Origin of the sequence: Streptomyces spinoverrucosus (genome assembly GCF_006539505.1) — a bacterium.
Classification (GTDB): Bacteria; Actinomycetota; Actinomycetes; order Streptomycetales; family Streptomycetaceae; genus Streptomyces; species Streptomyces spinoverrucosus.
In genome coordinates, this window is record NZ_BJND01000016.1 from 1 (window position 1) to 24,650 (window position 24,650).

Consider the following 24,650-nt stretch of genomic DNA (forward strand, 5'->3'; position numbering starts at 1 on the left):
GGCCGGGAGACTCGCCCCGAGGTGGGGGAAGGCTTCCCGGAGGGGTGGCCAGAAGACTCCCCGGAGGGGCGCTAGAAGACGAGTGCCGACGCGCACACCGCCAGGGCGACCGTGCACAGGACCGCGGCGGTGGCGTGCCGGGGTGTCAGGGCCGGGGGGTGGCCGGGTGCCGCGAGGGTGCGGATGCGGCGGTTGGCGATCGACAGGAAGCCCAGCCAGAGGACGCAGCACAGGGCGCAGGCGATGATCCGGGGCGCCGTCGGGCCGCCGTGCAGGGCCGTGCGTCCCGCGAGCACCGCGACGACGGTGCCCGAGAGTGTCGTACGCCGCCAGGCGAGGCGGGTCCGCTCCGGCTGGAGCCCGGGATCCCGCGCCTCGGCGTCGGTGGCGCTCACGCCTCCCACCCCACCAGCACCACGACGACCATCGCCACGGCCACCACCGCGATGACGACGCTCAGCAGCGCGGGGAACCGCGACACCGGCAGATCCTCACCCCGGCGCATCGCGCGCTCGCAGCGCACCCAGTGATTGACCGCCCGCAGGGAGCACAGCACGCCCGCCCCGAGCAGCGCGAGCGCCAGCCCCACCCGCCAGCCCCACCTCAGGTCCGGCAGGAACTGGTCCACCGCGAACCCGCCGCCGATCAGCGCGAGCGCGGTGCGCAGCCAGGCCAGAAACGTGCGCTCGTTCGCCAGCGAGAACCGGTAGTCCGGCGTGTCGCCCTCCTCCCGGATCCGCTGGGGCCCGAACCACAGCCGGACGTTTCGCACGAGTTCGCTCACATGCACGACCCTATCGGGATCGGCGCGCCGGGCACGTTCAGTGCCGGAACGCCTCCAGCCGGTGGTACGCCGCCAGCCCGTCCGGCACCCACTCCCACTCGCCGAGCCGCCGCCGTACCTCGTCCTCCGGCAGGAAGTCGTGCCAGGCGACCTCCTCGGGCTGCGGGCGGACCGGAAGCTCGCAGCGGACCTCGTACACCGCGGACCACCAGCTGTGCCCTACGCCGTTGTCGTACAGGAACTTGAACAGATACGAGGGGCGGGGCAGGCCGCTGACGCCGAGTTCCTCCTCGGCCTCGCGCAGGGCCGCGTCGTCGTAGGACTCGCCCGCGCCGACGACGCCGCCGACGAACATGTCGTACAGGGAGGGGAAGACCAGTTTGGCGGGCGTGCGGCGGTGCACGAAGACGCGGCCGTCGGCGTCCCGGGCCTGGATGAACACGCACCGGTGGCGCAGACCGCGCGCGTACACCTCGCCGCGCGGAAACCGGCCGATGACCCGGTCGTGCTCGTCGACGATGTCGAGGATCTCGTCAGCAGCGCTCATGGGGCCATCCAAGCAGCCCGCGTGAGCGGCGGTCGCGGTGGATCAGCGGGTCGCCGCGCCCTGCAGGGCAGGCACCGGCACGACGGCAGTTATCACCGTGCCGCGCGGCATCGCCGGGTGCATGCCGAGGGCGACGATGCCCGCGACGACGGCCGTCAGCCCCGCCGCCTGCCAGGCCAGCGCGCCGGTGTCCGTGTGCAGCCGGTCGCCGAGGAAGCCGACCCCGCAGATGATGCCGGCCAGCGGCTGGGCGGCGGTGAGGGCGGGCAGGGACTTGCGCAGGGGCGCGGTCTCGAACGCGCTCTGCACCAGGATCAGCCCGGTGACGCCGATCAGCAGCACGGCGTACGGCTGCCAGGAGGTGAGCAGCCCCTCCATGCCGCTCGCGGCGAAGCGCTCGCCGCTGACCCGGGTCAGCGCGTCCTGCACGCCGTACAGCAGACCGGCCGCAAGTGCCAGCAGCACCGGGCCCGAGGACAGCCGGGAGCGCTTGGCGCGCATGGTCAGCAGCAGCGCCAGCCCCACCATCGCGCCGATGATCAGCCACAGCCGCAGCGGATCCGCGACCGCGGCGCCGCCGCGCGGCTCCCCGGCCACGATGAACGCGGTCACGCCGCCCGCGAGCAGCGCGAGGCCTGCCCAGCCCTGGCGGCCCAGCGACTGCCGGGTCCGGCGGCGGGACAGGGCGAGGGCGAAGAGCAGGTTGGTCGCGAGCAGGGGTTCGACCAGGGAGAGCTGCCCCTGGCCGAGCGCGGCCGCGCCGAGGGCCATGCCGGCCACCATCAGCGCGATGCCGCCGAGCCAGCTCGGCACCTTCACGAGGTCCAGCAGCAGCCGGGGGGAGAGGAAGTCGCCGCGCGGCGCCTGCTGGGCCGCGTTCTGCTGGAGGACAAAGCCGAAGCCCAGGCAGCATGCGGCGCTCACGGCGAGAACCAGAACCAGGACCGACAAGCTGGCTACCTCGATGATCATCATGGGGGGTGTGGGGGACCGCGTGGGGAGCGGTGTGGGGACCGCATCAGCGCGGTCGCGTCCGGTCACGGCGGCCGGGGCGGGGAGCCGGGGCGGTGGCGTGACGTTCCCGCCATGGTCAGGGGCCAGGTGCGGTGGCGCTATGACGTACGTCACACTCCGCCCGGCGGTGGAGGTCCCGCGCGCGTGCGGTTCGAGCCAACTCCCGTGCCAAGGGCCGTGCTTGACGTGAATCGCGGCGGCGGAAAGCTTGACGATAGGCCTTGGCTATGGGTTTGCTGTCCGGGATCAGCCCGACGACCAGCACCGTTGCCCGAGGAAAGTCCCGCGTTGTCCTTACCCCCGCCACCCTCCGGCCGTGCACGCAGGCCTACGGACGTGGCCTTCGACGCGGCTCTCGACGACGCCGAGCTGGGCGTCGCACGTGCCGCGCTGGCGCAGGGGCGGTGGCAGGCCGCCCGTGCCCTGCTCGCCCGTACCGGCGACGACTGGGACCGGCGCGGACACCGGATCACGGTCCTGGCGCTCGAACCGTGCAGTGCGGCCTGGGCCGGCGAGTGGCTGATCGCCGAGCCGGACTCGGCCGACGCCGCCGCGCTGCTCGCCCTGGCGCGGGTACGGCGTGCCCTGCGCGGCAAGGATCAGCCGGCCCGCGCCCGCGAGGCCTGCCACCGAGCCGCCGCGCTCGCGCCTGCCGACCCCACCCCCTGGCTCGGCCTGCTGATGCTGGAACGTGCGCTGGGCGGCCAGCGGGAGGTGGTGCGGATCTTCGAGGAGGTCCGGGCGCGGTACGCCGACCACCACCACGCCCACCATCTGATGGTCGCCCGGCTCGCCGAGCGCCGCGCGGCCGCAGGCCCGGACCCGCTGCACGAGGTGTACGACTTCGCCCACTGGGCCGCCGAACAGGCACCCGCCGACTCCCCGCTCGCCGTCCTGCCGGTCGTCGCGCACGCCGAGCGGTACCGCGTGCTGGCCGCCGCCGGGTTCGAGCCCGCCAACCCGGCCGCCTCGGCGCACTGGAGCGGACGCCTGGCCCGGCAGGCGCTGGGCGCCGCCTTCGACTGGTGGCTGGAATGGGAGCAGGACGGCCACCCCCGACGCCTCGTCGACCTCAACTACCTCGCGCACGCCAAGTGCTGCGAGGGCCGCGGCGCGGAGGCCGCCGCCCTCTTCCAGCGGATCGGCGACCATGCGACGCCGGAACCGTGGTCGTACCCGGACCGGGACCCGCGCGCGGCGTTCCGGGAGGCCTGCGACCGGGTGCTGGGGGTGGGGTAGCGCGTCGCGGGACGGGAGTCGCGGTTACGGAACGGGCGGGGGCCGTGGCGCTGGAATGGGCGGGAGTCGTGGCGCCGGAATGGGCGGGAGTCGTGGCGCCGGACGGGACCGGAGTCCTGGTCGTACCCGGACCGGGACCCGCGCGCGGCGTTCCGGGAGGCCTGCGACCGGGTGCTGGGGGTGGGGTAGCGCGTCGCGGGACGGGAGTCGCGGTTACGGAACGGGCGGGGGCCGTAGCGCCGGAACGGGCGGGGCAGTAGCGCCGGAATGGGCGGGAGTCGTGGCGCCGGAATGGGCGGGGGCCGTGGCGCCGGACCGGACCGGAGCCCTGGTCGTACCCGGACCGGGACCGCCGCACGGCGTTCCGGGACGCCTGCGACCGGGTGCTCGGGGTGGGGTCGCGCGTCGCCGAGCCGGAGTGCTGGTTACGGAATCCTGACGGCCACCCCCGATCACTGGTCCCACCGCCTCCACCGGTGCTCGAATGGGCGGGTGAACTCCGGACAACCCGAGCAGGAGGGCCGGCCGATCGGCCGCCGGGTCCTGCTCGGCACCCTCGGCCTGGGCGCCCTCGGCGTGGTCGCCGCGCCCACCCTGCAACGCGGACTGGAGTCCTTCCTCGGCAGTGCCGCCGACAAGGACCCCACGGGCCTGACCGGCCTGCTCCCGAACGGCGGCGGCTTCCGCTACTACTCCGTCGCCGCCTCCGTACCGCACAAGAACGCCACCACCTACCGCCTCACCGTCGACGGCCTGGTCGACCGGCCGCGCACCTACACGCTGCCCGAGCTGCGCGCCCTGCCACAGACCCGCCTGGTCCGGGACGTGCAGTGCGTCACCGGCTGGCGGGTCCCCGACACCCCCTTCGAGGGCGTACGGCTGTCCCGGCTGCTGGACGCGGCCGGCGTGCGCCCCACCGCGAAGGCGATCCGCTTCACCTGCTTCGACGGCACCTACTCCGAGAGCCTCACCCTCGACCAGGCCCGCCGCGCCGACGTCCTGGTCGCCCTGCGCATGCGGGACGAGGACCTCAGCCACGCCCACGGCGGCCCCGTCCGCCTCTATGTGGCGCCGATGTACTTCTACAAGTCCGCGAAGTGGCTCTCCGGCATCACCGTCACCGAGGACGTGGAGCCCGGCTACTGGGAAGAGCGCGGCTACGACATCGACGCCTGGGTCGGCCGCTCGAACGGACGGGACGATGAGCCTACGAGCTGACGCGCCCGCCCGGGCCACCCACGTCCACCGGTTCAGCCGGGCCGAACGGTGGGTGCACCGCACGTCCGCCGCCCTGATGGGCGTGTGCGTGCTGACGGCGGCCTTCCTGTACGTCCCCGAACTCGCCCAGCTCGTCGGCCGCCGCGCCCTCGTCGTCTCCGTCCACCAGTGGGCGGGGGTCGCCCTGCCGGTGCCGGTCCTGCTGGGCCTCGTCTCCCGAGCCCTGCGGGCCGACCTGCGGCTGCTGAACCGCTTCGGCCCGCACGACCGCCTCTGGCTGCGCGCCGCCCTGCGCCGGGACAAGCGGCACTCGGCCCGTCCGGCGGGGAAGTTCAACGCCGGGCAGAAGATCTACGCGGCCTGGATCGCCGGGGCGACGCTGGTGATGCTCGGCACGGGCCTGATCATGTGGTTCACCCACCTCACCCCGCTGGTGTGGCGGACCAGCGCGACCTTCGTGCACGACTGGCTGGCCCTCACGATGGGCATCGTCCTCGCCGGCCACATCGGCATGGCTCTTGCGGACCCGGAGGCGCGGCGGGGGATGCGCACGGGTGAGGTGAGCCGGGAGTGGGCGGACCGGGAGCACTCCCTGTGGCGCACCTAGTCGGCGAAGTCCAGCAGCACCTTGCAGGACCGCCCCCGGTCCGCCGCCAGCCCGAACGCCGACTCCGCCTCCCGCATCGGCACCACCGCGCTGATCAGCCCGTCGAAGGAGCGCTCCGCCGCGAGCAGCGCCAGCGCGTCGTCGAACTCCGCGTCGAAGCGGAACGCGCCCCGCAGCTCGATCTCCCGGCTCACCACCAGGTTCCCCGCGAACGGCGTCTGCCCCGGCGGCAGCATGCCCAGCTGGACCACGACCCCGCCGCGTCGCACGAGCCGCAGACAGGTGTCCAGCCCGGCGGCCACCCCCGACGCCTCGATGGCCACGTCGGCCTCGGCCGGCCACCCGGGATCGGCCGGGTCGTCGGCCCGTACGACCGTGTCGGCGCCGGCGGTGCGCGCGTACGCCAGTGCCGTGGGCAGCAGGTCGGTCACCGTGACGTGCGCCGCCCCGGCCGCCCGGGCGGCGGCGACCACCAGGCAGCCGATGGGCCCGGTGCCGGTGACCAGGACATGCTTCCCCGCCACGTCCCCGGCCCGGCGCACGGCGTGCAGGGCGACGGACAGCGGCTCGGCGAGGGCGGCCCGGCGCAGATCCAGCCCGGGCGGCAGGGGCCTCAACTGCTCCGCCGGGACCGCGATATGGGCGGCGAACCCGCCCTGGACGTGCGGGATGCGGGCGGCGCTGCCGAGGTAGCGGGTGTCCCGGCAGATGTTCCGGCGGCCGCCCAGGCACTCCGGGCACGCCCCGCACGGAGTGGCCGGGTGCACCGCGACCGCCGTACCGGGCAGGGGGCCCGCGGCCCCGGCACCGTACGAGACCACCGTCCCGACCACCTCGTGGCCCAGGACCATCGGCTCCCGCAACCGGAAGTCGCCGACCCCGCCGTGCCGCCAGTAGTGCAGATCGGAGCCGCAGACGCCGCCGTAGCGGACGGCGATCAGGGCCTCGCCGGTGCCGGGCGCGGGCACCGGCAGGTCCTCGACGCGCAGATCGCCCGCACCGTGGATCACACAACCCAGCATCACAGTCTCCCGGAAGGTCACAGCACGCTCGTCATGCCGCCGTCGACATACAGCACCTGTCCGCCGACGAAGTCCGCCGCCGGTGAGGCGAGGAACAGCACCCCACCGACCAGGTCCTCCGTGCGGCCCCAGCGTCCGGCCGGGGTGCGGCGGCGGACCCAGGCGCTGAACTCCTCGTCCTCGACGAGGGGGCGGGTCAGTTCGGTCTCGATGTAGCCGGGGCCGAGTCCGTTGACCTGCACGCCGTGCGGGCCCCAGTCGGCGCACATGCCCTTGGTGAGCATCTTCAGGGCGCCCTTGGTGGCGGCGTAGGGCGCGATGCCGGGGCGGGCCACCTCGCTCTGCAGCGAGCAGATGTTGATGATCTTGCCGTGGCCGCGTTCCGTCATCCGTCGGGCCGCCTCCCGGCCGACCAGGAACGCGCTGGTGAGGTTGGTGTCCAGGATGCGGTGCCAGTCCGCGTCCGTGAAGTCCAGGAGCGGCGCGCGCAGTTGCATGCCTGCGTTGTTGACCAGGATGTCGAGCGGGCCCACCCGCTCCTCGACCTCGGCGATCCCGGCGGCCACCGACGGGCCGTCTGTCACGTCGAACACGGCCGTGTGGACGTCGCCGGGGAGTTCGGACGCTGCCTTGGCCAGCCGGTCCGCGTCCCGGCCGTTGAGGACGACCGTGCAGCCGGCCTGAAGCAGCCCGCGGGCCAGCGCGAGTCCGATGCCCCGGCTGGAGCCGGTGACCAGCGCGATCCGGCCGCCGATGTCGAAGAGAGGGTGAGCCGTCATCGTCGTAACTCCACGGGACCTATATGAACAGGGACAACAGGAGGACGATCGCGCCCGCGACCACCGAGATGATCGTCTCCATCACGGACCAGGTCTTGATCGTCTGGCCGACGGACAGCCCGAAGTACTCCTTCACCAGCCAGAAACCGGCGTCGTTGACATGGCTGAAGAAGAGCGAACCGGCGCCGATGGCCAGCACCAGCAGGGCGGTCTCACCGGTCGACATGCCGACCGCGAGCGGCGCGACCAGACCGGCCGCCGAGACGGTCGCCACGGTCGCCGAACCGGTCGCCAGCCGGATCGCCACCGCGATCAGCCAGGCCAGCAGCAGGGCCGGGATCGACCAGTCCTTGGAGATGTCCAGGACCATCTGGCCCACGCCGGTGTCGATCAGCGTCTGCTTGAAGCCGCCGCCCGCGCCGACGATCAGCAGGATGCCCGCGATGGGCGCGAGCCCCTTCTCCACCAGCCCGGAGACGCGCTCCTTGCTGAACCCGGCGGGGCTCAGCAGCGTGAATATGCCCAGGAGCACGGCGGCCAGCAGGGCGATCAGCGGGGAGCCGATCACGTCGAAGACGCGCTGAACGGTGTTCTCCGGGTCGTCGATGACGATGTCGACCAGCGCCTTGGACAGCATCAGGATGACCGGCAGCATGATCGTGAGCAGCGTGGCGCCGAACCCGGGGCGCCTCTTCAGCTCCTCGGAGTTCCGCTGCGGGATCATCCGCTCCGGGGCCGGGACGTCCACCCAGCGCGCCGCGTACTTGGCGAACAGCGGACCGGCGATGATCACCGTCGGGATCGCGACCAGCACGCCGAGCGCCAGCGTCACCCCGAGGTCGGCCTTGACCGCGTCGATCGCGACCAGCGGGCCGGGGTGCGGCGGGACCAGGCCGTGCATCACGGACAGGCCCGCGAGCGCCGGGATGCCGATCCGCATCAGGGAGTAGTTGCCGCGCTTGGCGACCATCAGCACGACCGGGATCAGCAGCACGACGCCGACCTCGAAGAACAGCGGCAGACCGATCACCGACGCGATCAGCACCATCGCCCACGGCATCGAGCGCCCGCCTGCCTTGGCGAGGATGGTGTCGACGACCTGGTCGGCGCCGCCGGAGTCGGCGAGCATCTTGCCGAGGATCGCGCCCAGCGCGATCAGCACGCCGACGCCGGCGACCGTGGAGCCGAGTCCGGCGGTGAAGCTGGTGATGACCTTGTCGAGGGGCGCCCCCGCGAAGGCCCCCAGCGCCAACGACCCGATGGTCAGCGCCAGGAAGGCATGCAGCTTGAACTTGGTGATGAGCAGGACGATGACGGCGATGCCCGCCAGTACCGCGATGCCCAGTTGAGCGTGTCCCGCCGAGGTGATCGGCTCGACGGGGTCCGCCGCCAGCATCTCGACGCTGAGTCTGGTCACGGGGGTTCCCTTGCAGGTGGGTGGGATGGGGAGGGAGGGGGGTTACGGCACCGAGGGCGACGTCGGCTCCAGGGCGTCCAGCGCGGCCACCGCGCGCGCGGTGATCTCCTCGGGGGTACCGGCGACGTCGACCGCGACACCGGTCTCGTCCGCTTGGAGCGGCTGCAGCGTGGCGAACTGCGAGTCCAGCAGCGCGGTCGGCATGAAGTGGCCCTGCCGGTGCGCCATCCGGTCCTCGATCAGCTCCCGGTCGCCCGTGAGGTGCACGAACACGATCCCGGGTGCGGCGGCCCTGAGCCGGTCGCGGTACGACCGCTTCAGCGCCGAGCTGCTGACCACCCCGCCCAGCCCGGTCCGCCCGTGAGCCCAGGCGCCGATGGCGTCCAGCCACGGCCACCGGTCCTCGTCGTCGAGCGGGATCCCGGCCGACATCTTGGCGATGTTGGCCTGCGGGTGGAAGTCGTCGCCCTCGGCATAGGGGACGCCGAGCCGGGCGGCGAGCAGCGGACCGATCGTGGTCTTGCCCGTGCCCGCGACGCCCATCACCACGACGACGTGGGGGGTACGCATGACTGCCTCGCTGTCTTCCTCGACATACGACGTCGCTTCCGACGTCGGCCAAATGAAACCTTTTAGGTACGACGAATTCAAGACTCTGTGACAAATAAGTCTGACTTTTTGATCCAGTGATCCGCCCCGTACGCTGTGTGCATGAGCACGATGGGCCGAGGGCTGCACGGCCGTGTACTGGACACTCTCGGCCCCGAGATCACGGCGGGCGAGTACCCCCCGGGCAGCGTGCTGCGTACGGACGAACTGGCACAGCGTTTCGACGTGTCGCGCTCGGTGATGCGCGAGGCCGTGCGGGTGCTGGAGTCGATGCACCTGGTCGAGTCCCGCCGCCGGGTGGGCGTCACGGTCCGCGCCAAGGCCGAGTGGAATGTCTACGACCCACAGGTCATCCGCTGGCGGCTGGCCGGCGCCGACCGGCCCCAGCAGCTGCGCTCACTGACGGTGCTGCGCTCGGCCGTCGAGCCGGTCGCCGCGGGGCTCGCCGCGAAGAACGCCACGGCCGAGCAGTGCGCGGAACTCACCGAGTGCGCCCTGGGCATGGTCGCCAACTCCCGCGGACACCAGCTGGAGGGCTACCTCTTCCACGACGTGGCCTTTCACCGGGTGATCCTCAATGCCTCCGGCAATGAGATGTTCGCCCGCCTCGGTGACGTCGTCGCCGAGGTCCTCGCGGGCCGCACCCATCACGACGTCATGTTCGAGGACCCCGACCCGGCCGCCGTCACCCTGCACGTCCAGGTCGCGGAGGCGGTACGCGAGCGCGACGCGGAGCGCGCGGAGCGGCTGACCCGGGAGATCACGATCGGCGCGCTGCAGGAACTGGACATCCTGGCGCCGTAAGGCCGCTGCTCAGTCGAGGAACTCCCCGTCGACGTACACCCACGCCCCGTCGACCCGCTCGAACCGGCTGCGCTCGTGCAGCGCACCGCCCTTGAAGGACGCCCGGAACGTCACCGTCCCCGTGCTGTGGAACGCCGACCCCTCGGTCGTGCCGAGAATCTCCAGTCCCGTCCAGCGCATCCCCGGGTCCAGGTCCAGGTTCGCCGGGCGCGTGCGCGGATGCCAGGTGCGCAGCAGGTACCCCTCGTCGCGCCGGACGAAAGCGCTGTAGCGCGAGCGCATCAGCGCCTCGGCGGTCGGTGCGGCGGCGGCACCCCGATGGAATCGGCCACAGCACATGTCGTATGTCTCCGCAAGACCGCACGGGCATGCCGGGTTGTGCGCCGGGGCGGCGGGGCTTGGGCGGCGGGACCTGCTGGTGCGTCGGGACATGCGCTCCATTCTGCTGCACCACGGCCTGTGTGGTTTCTGTGCATCACCTGTCCCGACACGCGCACATCGTGTGCGAGTTGTGTTCGCCGCCCTTCATGGAAACTCCCCCAGACCTGGCGTGAACACGCCTTGCTGGCGCAACTCCCCACTCCCCAAGGTGGGTTGAGCACTTGAGCATCAGGAGTCGCAAGCGTGCGCTTGGCCTGGGTGACCGACCGCCCGGGGTGCCGACGGGGGAACTGCTGGGGTGCGCCTGACCACCACCGCCCATGTGGGTGGCGTCTGCGCGCACCGGCCCGGAAAGTCTTCCTCTGTCATCTCTTGGTGCCTTCGTCCGGTGCCCGAGAAGGGATTGGAGGGGGAATGCCGACGAACGCAGTAGGGCCCGCCCGGCCGACGTATCCCGGTGTCTACGTCGAAGAGCTTCCCAGCAGCAGCCGCACCATCTCCGCCGTGACCACGTCGGTGACCGCGTTCGTCGGTCACACCCGGCGCGGTCCCCTCAACGAACCGGTGCGGGTCACCGGCTTCGCCGAGTTCGAGCGCCGCTTCGGCGGACTCGGCTCGCAGAGCGCCGTCGCCTACGCGGTCCACCAGTTCTTCGCGGGCGGCGGCAGCGCCGCCGTGATCGTCCGGGTCGCCAAGGCCGGCAGCGGCAAGGCCGCCTGCGTCGTCCTGGAGTCCACCGAGGGCCGCAGCGAGAACCGCGTCCTCGATGTCCACGCCAAGGAACCCGGCGTCTGGGGCAACGGACTGCGCGTCGCCGTCGACTACGACACCCCGCACCCCGACGAGACCTTCAACCTGCGGGTGTACGACGCCAAGGGCGACGCCCGCGAGTCCTTCACCGGCCTGTCCATGGACTCCGGTCACGGCCGCTACGCGCCGACCGTGATCAACGCCGGCTCGCGGCTCATCCGCGTCGAGGCCGTCGGCGAGGGCCGCCCCGACCCGTCCGGCACCGTCTCCAAGCCGTTCGGCGACGAGCTGCCGAACCTGGAGGTCGACCTCACCGTCAAGATCGGTGACGTGGAGCGCGAGTTCCGGCTCTACGACCCCGACTACGACGGCGAGGTCCCGTGCTCCGTGGCCGAGCTTGCGCTGCTGCTGGAGCGCAAGCTGCGGGCGCTGCCCGACGCGCCCGGCAAGCACGCCTTCGCGGGCGCCGAGGTCACCCCCTTCGGCCGGCGCATCCAGGTCGTCGCCGGTTCCACCGACCCCGAGGACGTCGTCCGCTTCCTCGGCGAGTGCGCCAACGACCTGGGCCTGGAGGCCTCCGTCAACCCGCCGGTCTTCCCGCTGGAGGGCGGCGAGGACGGCGCGGCGCCCGGCCCGCGCGACCTCATCGGCTCCGAGGCCGACAAAACCGGCATCCAGGCCCTGCGCGGCGTGGCCGACGTCAACCTGCTGTCGCTGCCGGAGCTGGCGTCGTACGAGAAGACCGAGGACATGCTCACCGTCGTCTCGGCCGCGCAGCGGCTGTGCGAGGAGCGGCGGATCTTCCTCCTCGTCGACGCGCCGAGCACCTGGGTGAGCGTGGACACGGCCCGGGCCGGCGTCGCCGCGTTCGACGCCGTGCGCGGCAACCACGCCGCTCTGTACTTCCCGCACATCCAGCTCACCGACCCGCTCACCGGGCGGCTGCGCGCCTTCCCGCCGTCCGGCGCGATCGCCGGCGTCATCGCGCGCACCGACTCCGAGCGCGGCGTGTGGAAGGCCCCGGCCGGCACCGAGGCACGGCTCGTGGGCGTGCACTCGCTCACCGTCGACCTCACCGACCGCGAGAGCGGGCTGCTCAACCCGCTCGGCGTCAACTGCCTGCGCACCTTCCCGCTCACCGGCCCGCTGGTGTGGGGCGCGCGCACGCTGCAGGGCTCGGACGCCCTCGACAGCGAGTGGAAGTACGTGCCGGTGCGGCGGCTCGCGCTGCACGTGGAGGAGAGCCTGCAACGCGGGCTGCAGTGGGTGGTGTTCGAGCCCAACGACGAGTCGCTGTGGCAGCAGATCCGGCTCAGCGCCTCCTCGTATCTGCACACCCTCTTCCGCCAGGGCGCCTTCAAGGGCAGCACCCCGCGCGAGGCCTACTTCGTCAAGTGCGACCACGAGACCACCACCGCCGAGGACATCGCAGGCGGTGTCGTCAACGTCCTGGTGGGCATCGCGCCGGTCCGGCCGGCCGAGTTCGTGATCGTCAGGATCCAGCAGACGTCCGGGCAGTTCGCGCTCTAGTCGCCGCCCCAGGAAAACCGAGGACATTCTCCGATGGCTGAGTTCACGGTCAACGCCCATCGTTTCGACCCGTACAAGAACTTCAAGTTCCTCGTCCTGTGGGACGGCCGTACGGTCGCGGGCATCAGCAAGATCAGTCCGCTGAAGCGGACCACCGAGGTCGTCAAGCACCGGCACGGCGGCGACCCCTCCTCCCCGCGCAAGTCGCCGGGCCGCTCCGAGTTCGAGGGCATCACCCTGGAGCGCGGCGTCACCCACGACCCCGAGTTCGACCGCTGGGCCAACAAGGTCTGGCAGGTCGGCGCCGGCCTCGGCTCCGAGGTGTCCCTCGCGGACTTCCGCAAGGACATCGTCATCCAGGTCCTCAACGAGGCCGGCCAGGTCGCCGTATCGCACAAGCTGTACCGGACCTGGCCCAGCGAGTACCAGGTGCTCGGCGAGCTGGACGCCAACGCCAACGCGGTGGCCATTCAGTCGCTGAAGCTGGAGTGCGAGGGCTGGGAGCGGGACTACGAGGTGCCCGAGCCGACCGAGCCCTCGTTCCTGAACCCGGCCTGAGCCGACGGACAGGGGGGACCTGATGGCTGGGGCGGCCGAACTGCTGGCCACCTGGGAGGCGGGACTCGCCGAGGCACCCGCCGGGCGCGCGCTGCTGCTGCACCGCACCGCGCGCCCGGACCTCGACGCCCGGGCGCTGCCCGCCCTCCCGGTGGGCGAGCGCGAGGCGGACCTGTTCGCGCTGCGCCGGGCCCTGTTCGGCGAGCGCATGCAGATACGGCTGGACTGCGCCGCGTGCGGCGCGGACATGGAGTTCGACCTGGACGCCGGGGAGTTCGCCCGGACGGTCGGGGTGCGCGGGGAGTCCGTCGTACGGGTCGCGCACGACGGATGGGAGGTCGAGTTCCGGCTGCCCGGCGTCGCCGACCTCGCCGCGGCGGCCCGCTCCGCCAACCCGCGCGGGGCGCTGCTCGCGCGGTGCCTGGTCTCGGCGGCCCACGGCGGTACGGCGGTCACCGCGGACGCCCTGCCCGGGCCCGTGCAGCGCCGGATCGCCGAGGCGGTCGAGGCCGCCGACCCGGGGGCCGACGTGACGCTCAACGTGGCCTGCCCCGAGTGCGGGCGGGCCACGCGGGCGGAGCTGGACATCGCCTCGTACCTGTGGACCGAACTGGACTCCTGGGCACGGGATCTGCTCCTCGACGTCCATCTGCTCGCCACCGCCTACGGCTGGAGCGAGCCGGAGATCCTGGCGCTCAGCCCGCTGCGGCGCCGCTACTACCTGGAGATGTGCGCCGATGTCTGACTCCACGTCCGGCTCCGCCACGCCGGGCTCCGAGGCGGCCGACTTCCTCGACCGGCTGATCGCCCGGCACGTCCCGGCCGCCGCCGGTCCGCGTCCGGGTGTAGTGCGGGTACGGCCCCGGCTGCCGGGCCCGTTCGAACGCGTCGAGGCGGTACGGGCCCGGGCGCGGGACACCGACGAGGACACGGACCTGATGTGGCCCACCTCGACGCCGTCCACCGAGCCGCGCCGGGACGTCCCGCGTCCCGGTCCGGCCGCCGAGACGGCACGGCCGCATCCGGAACGGGAGCGGACCGTCGTACACACCGAGCGACTCCTCGGTGAACCGGCGCCGCAGGGGGTGCGGCCCGCCGTGGCCGAGCTGCCGCTGCTGCGGCCCGTGGCGCCGCTGGTCACCGGGCCCCGGCCGGTCCCGGACAGCGGGCGGCGCGCGTCGGGGCGACCGGAGCAGGCCGCCCACCCGACCGCGGCGTCCGCACCCATCCCCCCGGGCGCGGACGCCGCCCTCCCCGCAGCGCCAACCGCCGCGCGTCCTCGGCCCGCGGACACGGCGGCGGCCCGGGAGGCCGTACGGCAGGCCGCGGCCCGGCGGTCGGGGCGGGCGCCCGAGCAGGTGGTGCAGGTGCATATCGGACGGCTGGAAGTGACGGCGTCATCGGGACCGTCCGACGGCGACCGGCAGCGCACGCCCGCGGCCCGGCGGCCGGGGGCGACGGTGAGCCTCGCCGAGTACCTGGAGCGGGGGCGCGAATGAGTGGCGTTCGGGGCGTGGACGCGCGGCGCCCGGGCGTGGACGCGCGGCGCCCGGGCGTGGACGCGCGGCGCCCGGGCGTGGACGCGCGGCGCCCGGGGCGTGGACGAGGGGCGCCCGGTGGCGCGAACAAACATGCGACGAGAGGGACCGAGGAACTGACGCCATGAGCAACGCACTGGCCATCGCCCATGTGACCCAGGCCCTCGCCCTGCTGATCGAGACCAACATCGGGCCCGAGACCGACATGGCCGTGAAGGTCGAGGCCCGCAGGCCACCGGCCGAACCGTCGGTCGACCAGCCCACCATCTCGGTCTTCCTCTACCAGGTCACGCCCAACGTCTCGCAGCGCAACAACGATCTGCCCACCCGCGCCGGCGACGGCACGCTGATCAAGCGCCCGGCCGCCGCGCTCGACCTGCACTACCTGATCAGCGCGTACGGCGACGAGAACGAACTCGTCGGGCAGCGGCTGATCGGCTCCGTGGTGCGCGCGCTGCACGAGATCCCGATCCTGCCCAAGGACATCATCGAACTCGCCGGTGAGAAGCCCTACTTGGCGGCCAGCGACCTCGCCGAGGCGGCCCAGCGGGTGCGGTTCACGCCGACCGTGATGGACATCGACGAGACGTCGAAGCTGTGGGGGATGCTCCACCAGACGCCGTACGCGCTGTCCGTGGTCTACCAGGCGGCGCTGGTCTTCATCGACGGCCGGGAGACTCCCGTGCCGCGCAAGCCGGTGGAGCGGGCGGATGTGCGGGTGCTGCCGTTCGGCGCGCCGGGTGCCCCGAGGCCGGGGGGTGGGCCGGGTGAGGGGGCCGAACCGCAGGAGGCGACGCCGGTCCCGGTCGAGGCCGCCGCGGCGGCGCCGCCCGCCAAGAAGGCCGCGAAGGCACCGGCCAAGACCGTGGCCAAGGCTCCGGCACGCGCCCGCAAGACCACCAGAGCGAGCAAGTCGGCGCAGTCGGAACCCAGGAGAGGCACGGAGAGCTGAGGCGAGATGGCAACCACGGGGGCAGGTGAGGACATGGGGACATACGAGACCGGCGGCACCGGCGGGCTGGGGGCGGCCGCGCTGGCCGAGGAGATCCACCGCGTCCTCGCCCGCGTCGACGCCCACGCGGCGCGCGCCGCCGAGCCCGAGACGGGATCCGGTGCGGAAGGCGCGGACGCCGGTGCCGACGGGGCAGGGCCCGAGCCCGCTCCCGCCGCCGCTCTCGACCCCGTACACCAGCCCACCGCCCCCCTCGACGCCCTCGTCGCCTGTTTCGGCCTCACCCCCTTCGAACGCGACCTCGTCCTGCTCACCGCCGCCCACGAGCTGGAGCCCACGACGGCCGCCCGGTGTGCCGCCGCGAGCGGTGATCCGGAGCGGGCGTACCCCACCTTCTCGCTCGCCCTCGCGGCCCTCGCCGAGCCGCACTGGAGCGCGCTCACGCCGGTGGCCCCGCTGCGGCGCTGGCGGATCGTCGAGCTGGACGACGAGACCCGGCTCACCACGTCCCGGCTCCGGCTCGACGAACGCATCCTGCACTTCCTGCTGGGCTCGCCCTATCTGGACGCCCGGCTGCACGGCCAGCTGCGGCGCGCCCCGGTCCCGGACCGGCTGCCGCCGTCGTACGACCTGGCCGCGAACCGTATCGCCGCGGGCTGGACGACGTCCCCCGGACCGGACGTGCCGCCGCTCGTCGAGGTGACCGGCGGGGATCCACGCAGCCGGGCCGACATCGCGGCCGCGGCGGCGAGCCGGTGCGGCCTCGGGCTGTACGCGATGAGTGCCGACGACCTCCCCACCGATGCCGCCGGACGGGACCGGCTGGCCCGGCTGTGGCAGCGCGAGGCGATCCTGCTGCCCGCCGCGCTCCTCGTCGAGGTGGGCGAACTGGACCGGGACCAGCGGGCGGCGACCGAGGCGTTCCTGGCCGGGGCGGCCGTACCCGTGGTGGTGTCCAGCGAGGACCCGCTGCGCTCCGACCGCCCGCACGGCGCACGCGTCACGGTCCCCCGGCTCGACGACGACGAACAACTCGCCCTGTGGGCTGAGGCGTTCGACGACGTCGACCTGGACGAACGCGAACTGCGCTCCCTGGTCGCCCAGTTCCAGCTGCCACCGCACGTCGTCCGGTCCGCCGCCGCGACCGTACGCCGTGACCTGCCCGGCGAGGACGAGCTGGACGCCGCCCAACTCGCCTGGCGGGCCGGTATGCAGGAGGCCCGGATCGGCATGGACGAGCTGGGCCGGCGGATCGAACCGCAGGCCGGCTGGGACGACCTGGTGCTGCACGAGCGGCAGGTCGCCGTGCTGCGCGAGATCGTCGCCCACGTACGGCAGCGCCCGACCGTCCACCAGGAGTGGGGCTTCGCGGGCACCCTGCGCCGCGGACTCGGCGTGACCGCGCTGTTCGCGGGCGGTTCGGGCACCGGCAAGACGCTGGCGGCCGAGGTCATGGCGAAGGAGCTGGGCCTCGACCTGTTCGTCATCGACCTGTCCCAGGTGGTCAGCAAGTACATCGGCGAGACCGAGAAGAACCTGCGCCGCGTCTTCGACGCCGCCGAGCGCGGTGGCGCGCTGCTCCTGTTCGACGAGGCGGACGCGCTGTTCGGCAAGCGCAGCGAGGTCAAGGACAGCCACGACCGGTACGCCAACCTCGAAGTCAGCTATCTGCTGATGCGGATGGAGGCCTACCGCGGCCTCGCCGTCCTCACCACCAACATGAAGAAGGCCCTCGACACCGCCTTCCTGCGCCGCATCCGTTTCGTCGTCGACTTCCCGTTCCCGGCCGAGCACGAACGCGCCGAGATCTGGCGCCGCGTGCTGCCGCCGCAGGCGCCGGTGAAGGACATCGACTGCGACCTGCTCGCCCAGCTCACGGTCGCGGGCGGCTCCATCCGCAACATCGCCCTGTCCGGGGCCTTCCTGGCCGCCGAGGAGGGCGACCGCCTCCAGATGCGGCACATGCTCGCGGCGGCCCGCACCGAGTACCTGAAGCTGGAGCGGTCCCTGACGCCGACGGAGGTCCGGGGATGGGTGTGACACCGCGGGAGTTCCGCGTCGAGATCGGCGAACTGGCCCTCGAAGGTTTCCGGGTGGACCCCGACCGCGTGTCCGCCGCCTTCACCCAGGAACTGACCCGCCTCATCCACCGGCACGGCGTCCCCGCCGACGCCTCCTGGACCGCCGAGGCCCTGACCGGGCTGCCACCCCTGCCCGCCGGGCTGTCCGCACGCCGGCTCGGCCAGGAACTGGCCCGCGCGGTGCACGAAGGGCTGTCCGGCCACGGGGAGGTGACCCGGTGAGCAACAGCCACACCCAGGACGCCCGAGCCGACCAGTCGGCCGAGGCGCGCCGCCGCAAGCGCAAGGAACAGGCCGCCAAGTCCCGTACGCCCGAACCGAAGAACATCGTCAGCGGCGCCGGGCAGCCTCTTGACCCCGGCGTGCGGCGGGACCTGGAGGAGCGGCTCGGTCACGACCTGGGCCGCGTCCGGCTGCACACCGGCCGCGACGCCGGACAGCTCACGGAGCTGCTCGGCGCGGACGCCGTCGCCGTCGGCCAGGACGTCTTCTTCCGCGAGGGCGCCTTCAAGCCCGGCACGGACGAGGGCCGCCGACTGCTCGCCCACGAGCTGCTGCACACCGTGCAGAACCCGCACGGCCTCGGCGCCCTGCGCGCCGGACGCGAACTGGGCGCCGTCAGCCTGCCGCAGCAGTCGATCGAACGCGAGGCGGAGTCGGCGGCACAGGACGTCGTAAGCGACCGGGAGGCCCCCGAGATCGAGCAGGGCCAGGCCACCCCGGGCTGGCTGCGCTACGCCACCGTCGACGCCGACCGCAGCCGCAGCGAGGCGATCGACCCGGCGACCCTGCTCGACCGGCTCACGAACTCTGTCGTGCGCTCGCTGCGCAGCGACCCGGAGGACCTGTCCAAGCGCACCCGCAAGCAACTCGCCCGGCTGCCCGAGGAGTTGCTCGACGGGGTCCTGATGCGCCTGGAGAGCAGGCTGCTCGGTTCCGAGCACGACCGGGTGCTCGACTTCGTCGACGAGATCGAGGCGTACGACGACTTCGCCGACGACGGCCTGGAACGCGACGCCCACGAGGCTCCCGCGCTCGAACCGGACCTGGCCGGGGAGGTGCGGGCCGAACGGGAGCGCGCGGACCGGGACGCCCGGGACCGGGAGGCGGAGGAGCGGGAGCCGGAGGTGGCGCCCGGGCCGGAGAAGGAGCAGGCACCGGAGGAGGGGGCTGCACCGGGTGCCGAGGGAGAGCGGGGCGTTGGTGCGGCTCCGGGTTCCCCGGCGGGTTCCCGGGAGCCGGAGTCTTCGTCCTCCTCCACCGGTGCGTCGGGCGAGAAGGAGCCCTCGGGCTCGCAAGCCGGTCAGGAGGAGTCCGGTCAGACCGGGCAGTCCGGGCAGGAGAACGGCGGTCAGGCCGGGCAGGAGCAGACCGGCAAGGAGAAGGAGGCCGGCGGCCACGAGGCGACCGAGCGACAGGAGACGCCGGCCGCGAGCGAGGAGGAGTCGGCGGCGAAGAACCGCCCGGGCGCGGCCGAGGCGGCCGTCGCCGGACGGCAAGTGAAGCCGCAGGACAAGCGGGGGCAGCAGCAGCCGACCGGCTCGCCGAACGCGTCCGGCAAGGACACTCAGCTGCCCGGCGCGTTCAGCACGCTCGACGGCAGGCGCAACCAGGACCTCGAAGGCCAGGAGGAGGAGACCGACGAGGACCCCTTCGGCTCCGGCAGCCAGTCGGAGGTCGAGGTCGGGGGAGAGGAGCCCAGCGCCTGGGACACCAAGCTCCAGCCCGAGGACTTCCTGCCGCAGGAGGACCTCGACGTCTCCGGCGTACCGACCGCCGACGAACTGGACCCGTCGTCGTCCCAGTCGCCCTCCCTCCCCTCCTTCCCCGCCCCGCCGCCCACCAGGGCCGACCAGGTACAGGCCGAGCGGGAGGCGGAGGACGCCGAGGACGCGGCGGCGGAGGCGGAGCCGGAGGAGGAGGCCGGTGCGGCGGAGGACGTCGAGTCCTCGGCCGAGGAGACCGAAGGCGGGCCGGAGAGCGGCAGCGCGCTGGGTGGCCTTGCCGTGCAGCAGGCCGCCGCGCCCCCGGCCGTACCCACCACCGGCGCCAGGGATCCCAAGAGCGGCGACGACCCCAAGGCGGGCCCGGTCGCGGCCCAGACCACCGTGCAGGAGGCGCCGAACAAGGCGGAGTCGAAGTCCGAGGGCGGCGGCGAGGCCAAGGAGTCCGCGGCCAAGGAGGAGAAGGGCACCGCCGCGGCGGGCGACAAGGCGTCGGCGGCTCCGGAGAAGGAGTCCCAGCAGGCGGCGGGCGGCCAGTCGGCGCAGTCCGACACGGCGGCGCAGGGGTCGGCGGGCGGCGGCTCGGGTGGTACCGGTACGGGTGGCGGCGGCACCGGTACGGCGGGGTCGGCTCCGGTGCAGGAGCCGCGTACGGAACCGGAGCCTCGTACGGCACCTGAGCCTCGTACCGAACCCGAGACCCGCGCCGAACCCGAATCCGGCAGTCGTACGGAAGCCCCGGCACCGACACCGAAGTCCGCACCGGCATCACCCCCGCCCGCACCCGCCGCCGAGTCGCCTGCCGCGCCGAAGTCGGCACCGGAGACCGCACCGGCCCCGTCGGCCGGGGCACCACGCGGAGGCGGTGGCGGAGGAGGCGGCGGTGGCGGCGCCACGGGCGGACCGGGTGCCGCACCCGCCGCACGCGGCAAGGGCAAGAAGGACTCCGCCCCGGCGCCCGATCTCTCCGGCGTCTCACCCGAGTCGGGCCTGGCCACGGCGGCAAAGCTCAAGCCCCACAAGGCACTTCAGGCGATGGGCGGCGTCGGCGGGGCGGTGGATCGCTCGGTGGGTGACGAGCACAAGACGCTGGCGGCCGCGCCCCCGTCGATGGAACGTCCGGCGGGCGCCCCGCAGACCCTCCAGGGCAAGCCGAAGGCGGACGCCCCGGCGCAGTACTCGCAGGATCCGGCTCAGCAGGCCCAGGAACCGGACCGTGAGAACGCCGAGGTCACCGGCGCGAAGGAGCCCGAGGGCCAGATCGAGGCGGAGAAGGCCGAGGAGCCGAGCGGCTGGGACACCTTCAAGATGGCGCTGGGCTTCGGTATCGGCAAGGTGGCGAGCTGGCTCGGCTTCGAGGTGGACGCGCAGGAGCTGGCGGCGAAGTTCGCCGGGCTGCCGACGAAGGACGAGGCGCTCAAGCAGGCGCAGGCGGGCAACGCGCCCGGCGTGCAGATGCAGGGCGCGGCCGATCAGAAGGCCGGGGAGCAGAGCGGGCACGTCGACGCCAAGGGCCAGGAGACGCTGTCGACGGCGCGTGACGACTCGGGCCGGGCGATGGGCGAGGACCAGGTCTATCCCAACGCGCCCCAGGAGCAGCTCACCGCGCAGGTGCCGGGTGGCCAGGGCGGTGGCGGTGAGGGCGTCGGGGCCACGGGCGTCGGCGGTGCCGTACCGCCGGAGGCGGCGTCCGAGGTGGCGGAGCACGAACGCGGGCCGCAGTTCCAGGCGGCGTTCGCGGACGGCCAGAAGGGCATCTCGGAGGGCCGGCAGACCAAGGACCGCGACTTCAGGGGCGCTCAGGCCAAGCACAAGCAGCAGGTGGACGCCGAGATCGCGGCGAACACGCAGACGCAGGCGGGCGAGCGCGAGAAGGCGATGGGCGAGGTCACCGCCCAGCGCGAGGACTGGCGTACGCAGCAGGACGAGGAGCTCAGCAGCCTCGGCGACAAGAAGACCGAGCGGCACGACAAGATCCGCAAGGATGTCGAGGACCAGGAGAAGCAGACCGACGACAACGTCGAGAAGGAGAAGGACGGCAGCGACAAGAAGATCAAGGACGAGAGCGAGAAGGCGGAGCGGGAGGCGGAGCAGAAGAAGGACGCCTCCGTCCAGGAGTCCGGCAACTGGATCACGAAGGCCTTCGAGTGGATCAAGCAGAAGGTCATCGAGATCAAGAACGCGATCGTCCGGGTGATCCGGGCGGCGCGGGACGCGGTCGTCGGCTTCATCCGCAACTTCAAGCAGACGGTCGAGCGGTGGATCAACGAGGCCCGCAAGAACATCGTCGACGCGATCAAGAAGTTCATCACGGACCTGATCGAGTTCGCGAAGGCGATGGTCCGCGCGGTCATCGAACTGGCGGGCCGCATCCGCAAGTTCATCACGGACCTGATCGCTGCGGCCATCGCGCTGGTCAACCGCCTGGCCCAGGCCCTGAAGCAGGCGATCACGGATCTCCTGAACGCCATCGGCAAGTTGCTGAGCAGTATCCTCGACTTCCTGAAGAAGGCCCTGCTGGCCGCGGTCGAGGCGGTCGTGGCGGCAGTCAAGGCGATCATGGACTTCGCCGCGGGTCTGCTCAGCGCCCTCGGCGACTTCATGCTGATCGCGGTCGACTTCCTCTCCGACCCCGGCGGCTGGCTCAGCGGCGCGAAGAACTCCGCCGTGGACGGCGCGAAGAACCACCTCTTCCGAGAGGTCAAGGCGGCCGTCAAGGACTGGTTCCAGTCCAAGATCGAGGAGATCCTGGGCATCCCGAGGGCCATCCTGGACAAGCTGATCAAGGGCGGCATCACCCTCGAAAAGATCGTCAAGGAGACCTGGGACGCCATCGTCCCCCAACTCCCCCTGATCATCGGCGAGATCGTCATCACCAAGGTGATCGCCAAGCTGACCCCCGGCGCGGGCTGGGTGATGGCCGTCATCGACGCCATCCGCACCGCGATCGGCGCCCTCGGCGAAATCCTCCGCGCGTTCGGCGCGGTCCTCGACTGGCTGAAGGCCGTCCGCTCCGGCGGCGCGGGCATCCTCTTCGCCAAGGCGATCGCAGCAGGCATCGTCGCCCTCCTGGAACTGGCCTACGAGGCCCTCCTGTCCGGCATCGGCAAGTACGTGGCGAAGGTGGGGCGCCGGCTCAAGGGGGTGGCGGAGCGCCTGGGCAAGGACAAGAACGACCCCAAGAAGCCTCCGACGGCAGGCCCAGGCACCCCGACCGACAAGAAGACCACCCCCCGCGGCGACCAACAACAACCCGCCCCCGGCCCCTCCACGCCCCGCCCGACCACGACGACCCCCCGCCCGACCACGGACCGCCCCAAGCCCACAGGCCCAACCTCCGGCCGCCCACCCGCGGGCCCCGGCCGCGACCGCCCGCAGCCGGGAAAGACCGACCCCCGCAGGGACACCCGTCCCACCGCCCCGGCGCCGGCACGTCCCCGCCCGGAACCCGCCCAGCGCCCCAGGCCGGACCAGCAGACCCCGACCAGGCCCCGGGACGACAGGCCGACGGGGGACCGCCCCCGGGACGACCGCGGTTCATCCCGCCCGAAAGACGACGACCGTACTCAGGACACCCGTTCCCAGGACAGCCGTCGCCCCGACCAGGACCCGAACCGTCGCCCCGACCAGGACCCGAACCGTCCCGGGCAGCAAACGTCGCCGACGAAGCCGAAGGACGACAAGGGCGGTCCCGGCAAGTCCAGGGACGGCAAGGACCGGGATGGCGGGGACCGAGACGGCAAGAAGCCCAAGGACAGCGACAAGGGCCCGAAGCAGCCGACGGGTGGCAAGGACAGCGAGCCGAAGGACAAGGACCCGGAGAAGGCCAAGCAGGAGAAGAAGGGCCGGCGGAAGAAGGAAGAGGACTCGACAGACTCGAAGGAGGCCCGGCTCCGGAAGATCGTCGCCAGGACGAGGCCGCGTGTCGACGCCAAGCTGCGCAAGGGATCCGGCGCATTCGCGCTCAAGGCCATGCTGGCCGCGCAGCGCGCCTGGTACCGGCTGACCTCGCACACCGTCGAGGGTTCGGACACCGAGGTCGTCAAGGCCCGGCTGAATCCGGAGAAGGAGGGCAGCCAGAAGCACCGGCTGGCCAAGCAGTTCCAGCTGGTGCAAAGGGCTCAGGAGTTCGCTCGGAAACAGTCCGAGCAGGCGACTCCCGCATCCTCCCAGTCGCCGGCCCCGAGGCAGGGCACCAACACCTTTACCGCCCAACTCGTTCAGGAGCCCCTTCTCAGGCAGTACCCCGCCATCGATCAGGTGATGACGGCCGCGAAGCAGAACGAAGGCGGCGGCCGGGTCGAAGTGAGCGTACCCACCCAGAACCTGCTCCTGGCCTGGAACCGTGGGTTCAAGAACGACCCCGGTGGGTTCCTGGCCACCTCGCACGGCTCCGGGCGTTACCAGGACCTGCGGCTGACGGCCAAGAAGCTCAAGAACTACAAGAAGTTCATCGAGGGTGTCGACGCCATTCAGCGTGGCGATTTCGCGGCGGCGGCCGACACGGGTCACGACATGCAACTGATGATGGAATTCGCGTTCCTGCGCACGATGGTGGAGGGCCGGCGGGAGCCGTTCATGAAGGTGATGGGTCAAGCGGAAATCGGCTGGGCCAAGCGTGCTGAGACCGAGAGCCAGGCCCGTGCCCGGGTGGACGAGATCCTCAGCAGGGGAATGATGACGCACAACAGAAATGTTGCGCTGGCCAGAGATCTGCGGGCAGCCGCCGAAATCGTGGCTCCGGCCGGCAAAGTCAACATTGACAAGCTCGACGACAAGGCTGTGCGGAAAGTCCTCAAGAACCCGACTCCGGGCGTCACACGGCGGGTGCACAAGGGCGAGGTCAAGTGGGCGGAGAAACAAGGGCAGAGAGTTCCCGACGCTTCCGAGACCAGGACATCGGCCGAGTCCGGACAGCAACTCCTCGACCGGACGACTCTCTGGGTGTCGCGGATGACGCCGGATGACGTCCATGTCACGTTCGACGGCTTCGAGGAAATGCTCGACAGGATGCAGGCGATCGTCCGGGAGATCGTGGACAGCGATCCAGAAGTCCTCGACAGGGCACCTAGGCTGTGGACTCCGTGAAGTTGCAA

21 protein-coding genes are annotated in these 24,650 nt (G+C 72.4%); 12 read left to right on the top strand and 9 right to left on the bottom strand.

What is annotated here, in order from left to right; genetic code table 11:
• Window positions 1-71: 71 nt before the first annotated feature.
• From SSP24_RS10190 to SSP24_RS10205, 4 genes are read right to left on the bottom strand one after another with little or no spacing between them, the layout of a single operon-like run.
• Window positions 72-395 (bottom strand): DUF202 domain-containing protein, encoded by a 324-nt coding sequence (locus SSP24_RS10190; RefSeq protein ID WP_141309172.1) that lies wholly within the window; start codon window positions 393-395, stop codon window positions 72-74.
• On the bottom strand, window positions 392-784 hold the full coding sequence (locus SSP24_RS10195) for a YidH family protein (RefSeq protein ID WP_141309174.1): 393 nt from the start codon (window positions 782-784) through the stop codon (window positions 392-394). Before SSP24_RS10195 ends, SSP24_RS10190 begins: the two co-directional genes overlap by 4 nt.
• A gap of 37 nt (window positions 785-821) precedes the next feature.
• Window positions 822-1,331: an NUDIX hydrolase gene (locus SSP24_RS10200; RefSeq protein ID WP_141309176.1), complete on the bottom strand. Its 510-nt coding sequence runs from the start codon at window positions 1,329-1,331 to the stop codon at window positions 822-824.
• Window positions 1,332-1,373: 42 nt separating this feature from the next.
• The gene (locus SSP24_RS10205; protein WP_141309177.1) at window positions 1,374-2,282 is read right to left on the bottom strand and encodes a DMT family transporter; all 909 of its coding nucleotides are present in this window, start codon (window positions 2,280-2,282) and stop codon (window positions 1,374-1,376) included.
• Between the two features lie 351 nt (window positions 2,283-2,633).
• Here SSP24_RS10205 and SSP24_RS10210 point away from each other — a divergent pair, with 351 nt between their 5' ends.
• The 3 genes from SSP24_RS10210 (at window position 2,634) to SSP24_RS10220 (ending at window position 5,409) form a co-directional block, all read left to right on the top strand.
• The gene (locus SSP24_RS10210) at window positions 2,634-3,584 is read left to right on the top strand and encodes a hypothetical protein (RefSeq protein WP_141309179.1); all 951 of its coding nucleotides are present in this window, start codon (window positions 2,634-2,636) and stop codon (window positions 3,582-3,584) included.
• A 492-nt stretch (window positions 3,585-4,076) separates the two neighbouring features.
• Complete coding sequence (locus SSP24_RS10215; protein ID WP_141309181.1) at window positions 4,077-4,802, top strand: molybdopterin-dependent oxidoreductase; 726 nt, start codon at window positions 4,077-4,079, stop codon at window positions 4,800-4,802.
• Window positions 4,786-5,409, top strand: a complete 624-nt coding sequence (locus tag SSP24_RS10220; RefSeq protein ID WP_141309183.1) for a cytochrome b/b6 domain-containing protein — start codon at window positions 4,786-4,788, stop codon at window positions 5,407-5,409. The genes SSP24_RS10215 and SSP24_RS10220 overlap by 17 nt, the downstream gene beginning before the upstream one ends.
• Here the strand turns inward: SSP24_RS10220 and SSP24_RS10225 are convergent.
• The 4 genes from SSP24_RS10225 to SSP24_RS10240 are packed head-to-tail and all read right to left on the bottom strand — an operon-like array spanning window position 5,406 to window position 9,197.
• Window positions 5,406-6,431, bottom strand: a complete 1,026-nt coding sequence (locus tag SSP24_RS10225; protein WP_141309185.1) for an L-idonate 5-dehydrogenase — start codon at window positions 6,429-6,431, stop codon at window positions 5,406-5,408. The two genes, SSP24_RS10220 and SSP24_RS10225, sit on opposite strands and share 4 nt — an antisense overlap.
• 17 nt (window positions 6,432-6,448) lie before the next feature.
• Window positions 6,449-7,210 (bottom strand): SDR family oxidoreductase, encoded by a 762-nt coding sequence (locus SSP24_RS10230; RefSeq protein ID WP_141309187.1) that lies wholly within the window; start codon window positions 7,208-7,210, stop codon window positions 6,449-6,451.
• A gap of 19 nt (window positions 7,211-7,229) precedes the next feature.
• Window positions 7,230-8,627 carry a GntT/GntP/DsdX family permease gene (locus SSP24_RS10235; protein ID WP_141309189.1) on the bottom strand — a complete coding sequence of 466 codons (1,398 nt, stop codon included), beginning with the start codon at window positions 8,625-8,627 and terminating at the stop codon, window positions 7,230-7,232.
• Between the two features lie 42 nt (window positions 8,628-8,669).
• Window positions 8,670-9,197 carry a gluconokinase gene (locus SSP24_RS10240; RefSeq protein ID WP_141309190.1) on the bottom strand — a complete coding sequence of 176 codons (528 nt, stop codon included), beginning with the start codon at window positions 9,195-9,197 and terminating at the stop codon, window positions 8,670-8,672.
• Between the two features lie 141 nt (window positions 9,198-9,338).
• Here SSP24_RS10240 and SSP24_RS10245 point away from each other — a divergent pair, with 141 nt between their 5' ends.
• On the top strand, window positions 9,339-10,040 hold the full coding sequence (locus SSP24_RS10245; RefSeq protein WP_141309191.1) for a FadR/GntR family transcriptional regulator: 702 nt from the start codon (window positions 9,339-9,341) through the stop codon (window positions 10,038-10,040).
• Between the two features lie 9 nt (window positions 10,041-10,049).
• On the opposite strand, the gene SSP24_RS10250 is transcribed toward SSP24_RS10245, so the two are convergent.
• Window positions 10,050-10,472 (bottom strand): YchJ family protein, encoded by a 423-nt coding sequence (locus tag SSP24_RS10250; RefSeq protein ID WP_141309192.1) that lies wholly within the window; start codon window positions 10,470-10,472, stop codon window positions 10,050-10,052.
• 363 nt (window positions 10,473-10,835) lie between these two features.
• On the opposite strand from SSP24_RS10250, the gene SSP24_RS10255 reads away from it, so the two are divergent.
• From SSP24_RS10255 to SSP24_RS10290, 8 genes are all read left to right on the top strand, one after another.
• The gene (locus SSP24_RS10255) at window positions 10,836-12,701 is read left to right on the top strand and encodes a phage tail sheath subtilisin-like domain-containing protein (RefSeq protein ID WP_141309193.1); all 1,866 of its coding nucleotides are present in this window, start codon (window positions 10,836-10,838) and stop codon (window positions 12,699-12,701) included.
• A 33-nt stretch (window positions 12,702-12,734) separates the two neighbouring features.
• Window positions 12,735-13,259: a phage tail protein gene (locus SSP24_RS10260; RefSeq protein ID WP_141309194.1), complete on the top strand. Its 525-nt coding sequence runs from the start codon at window positions 12,735-12,737 to the stop codon at window positions 13,257-13,259.
• Between the two features lie 22 nt (window positions 13,260-13,281).
• Window positions 13,282-14,004, top strand: a complete 723-nt coding sequence (locus SSP24_RS10265) for a T4 family baseplate hub assembly chaperone (RefSeq protein WP_141309195.1) — start codon at window positions 13,282-13,284, stop codon at window positions 14,002-14,004.
• On the top strand, window positions 13,997-14,758 hold the full coding sequence (locus SSP24_RS10270; protein WP_141309196.1) for a serine/threonine-protein kinase: 762 nt from the start codon (window positions 13,997-13,999) through the stop codon (window positions 14,756-14,758). The genes SSP24_RS10265 and SSP24_RS10270 overlap by 8 nt, the downstream gene beginning before the upstream one ends.
• 163 nt (window positions 14,759-14,921) lie before the next feature.
• Window positions 14,922-15,749 carry a Pvc16 family protein gene (locus SSP24_RS10275; protein WP_141309197.1) on the top strand — a complete coding sequence of 276 codons (828 nt, stop codon included), beginning with the start codon at window positions 14,922-14,924 and terminating at the stop codon, window positions 15,747-15,749.
• 33 nt (window positions 15,750-15,782) lie between these two features.
• On the top strand, window positions 15,783-17,789 hold the full coding sequence (locus SSP24_RS10280) for an ATP-binding protein (RefSeq protein ID WP_141309198.1): 2,007 nt from the start codon (window positions 15,783-15,785) through the stop codon (window positions 17,787-17,789).
• Window positions 17,780-18,052, top strand: a complete 273-nt coding sequence (locus SSP24_RS10285; RefSeq protein WP_141309199.1) for a hypothetical protein — start codon at window positions 17,780-17,782, stop codon at window positions 18,050-18,052. Before SSP24_RS10280 ends, SSP24_RS10285 begins: the two co-directional genes overlap by 10 nt.
• Entirely contained in the window at window positions 18,049-24,642 is a 6,594-nt protein-coding gene (locus SSP24_RS10290) for an eCIS core domain-containing protein (RefSeq protein ID WP_141309200.1), read from the top strand. The genes SSP24_RS10285 and SSP24_RS10290 overlap by 4 nt, the downstream gene beginning before the upstream one ends.
• The last annotated feature ends 8 nt before the right edge of the window (window positions 24,643-24,650 follow it).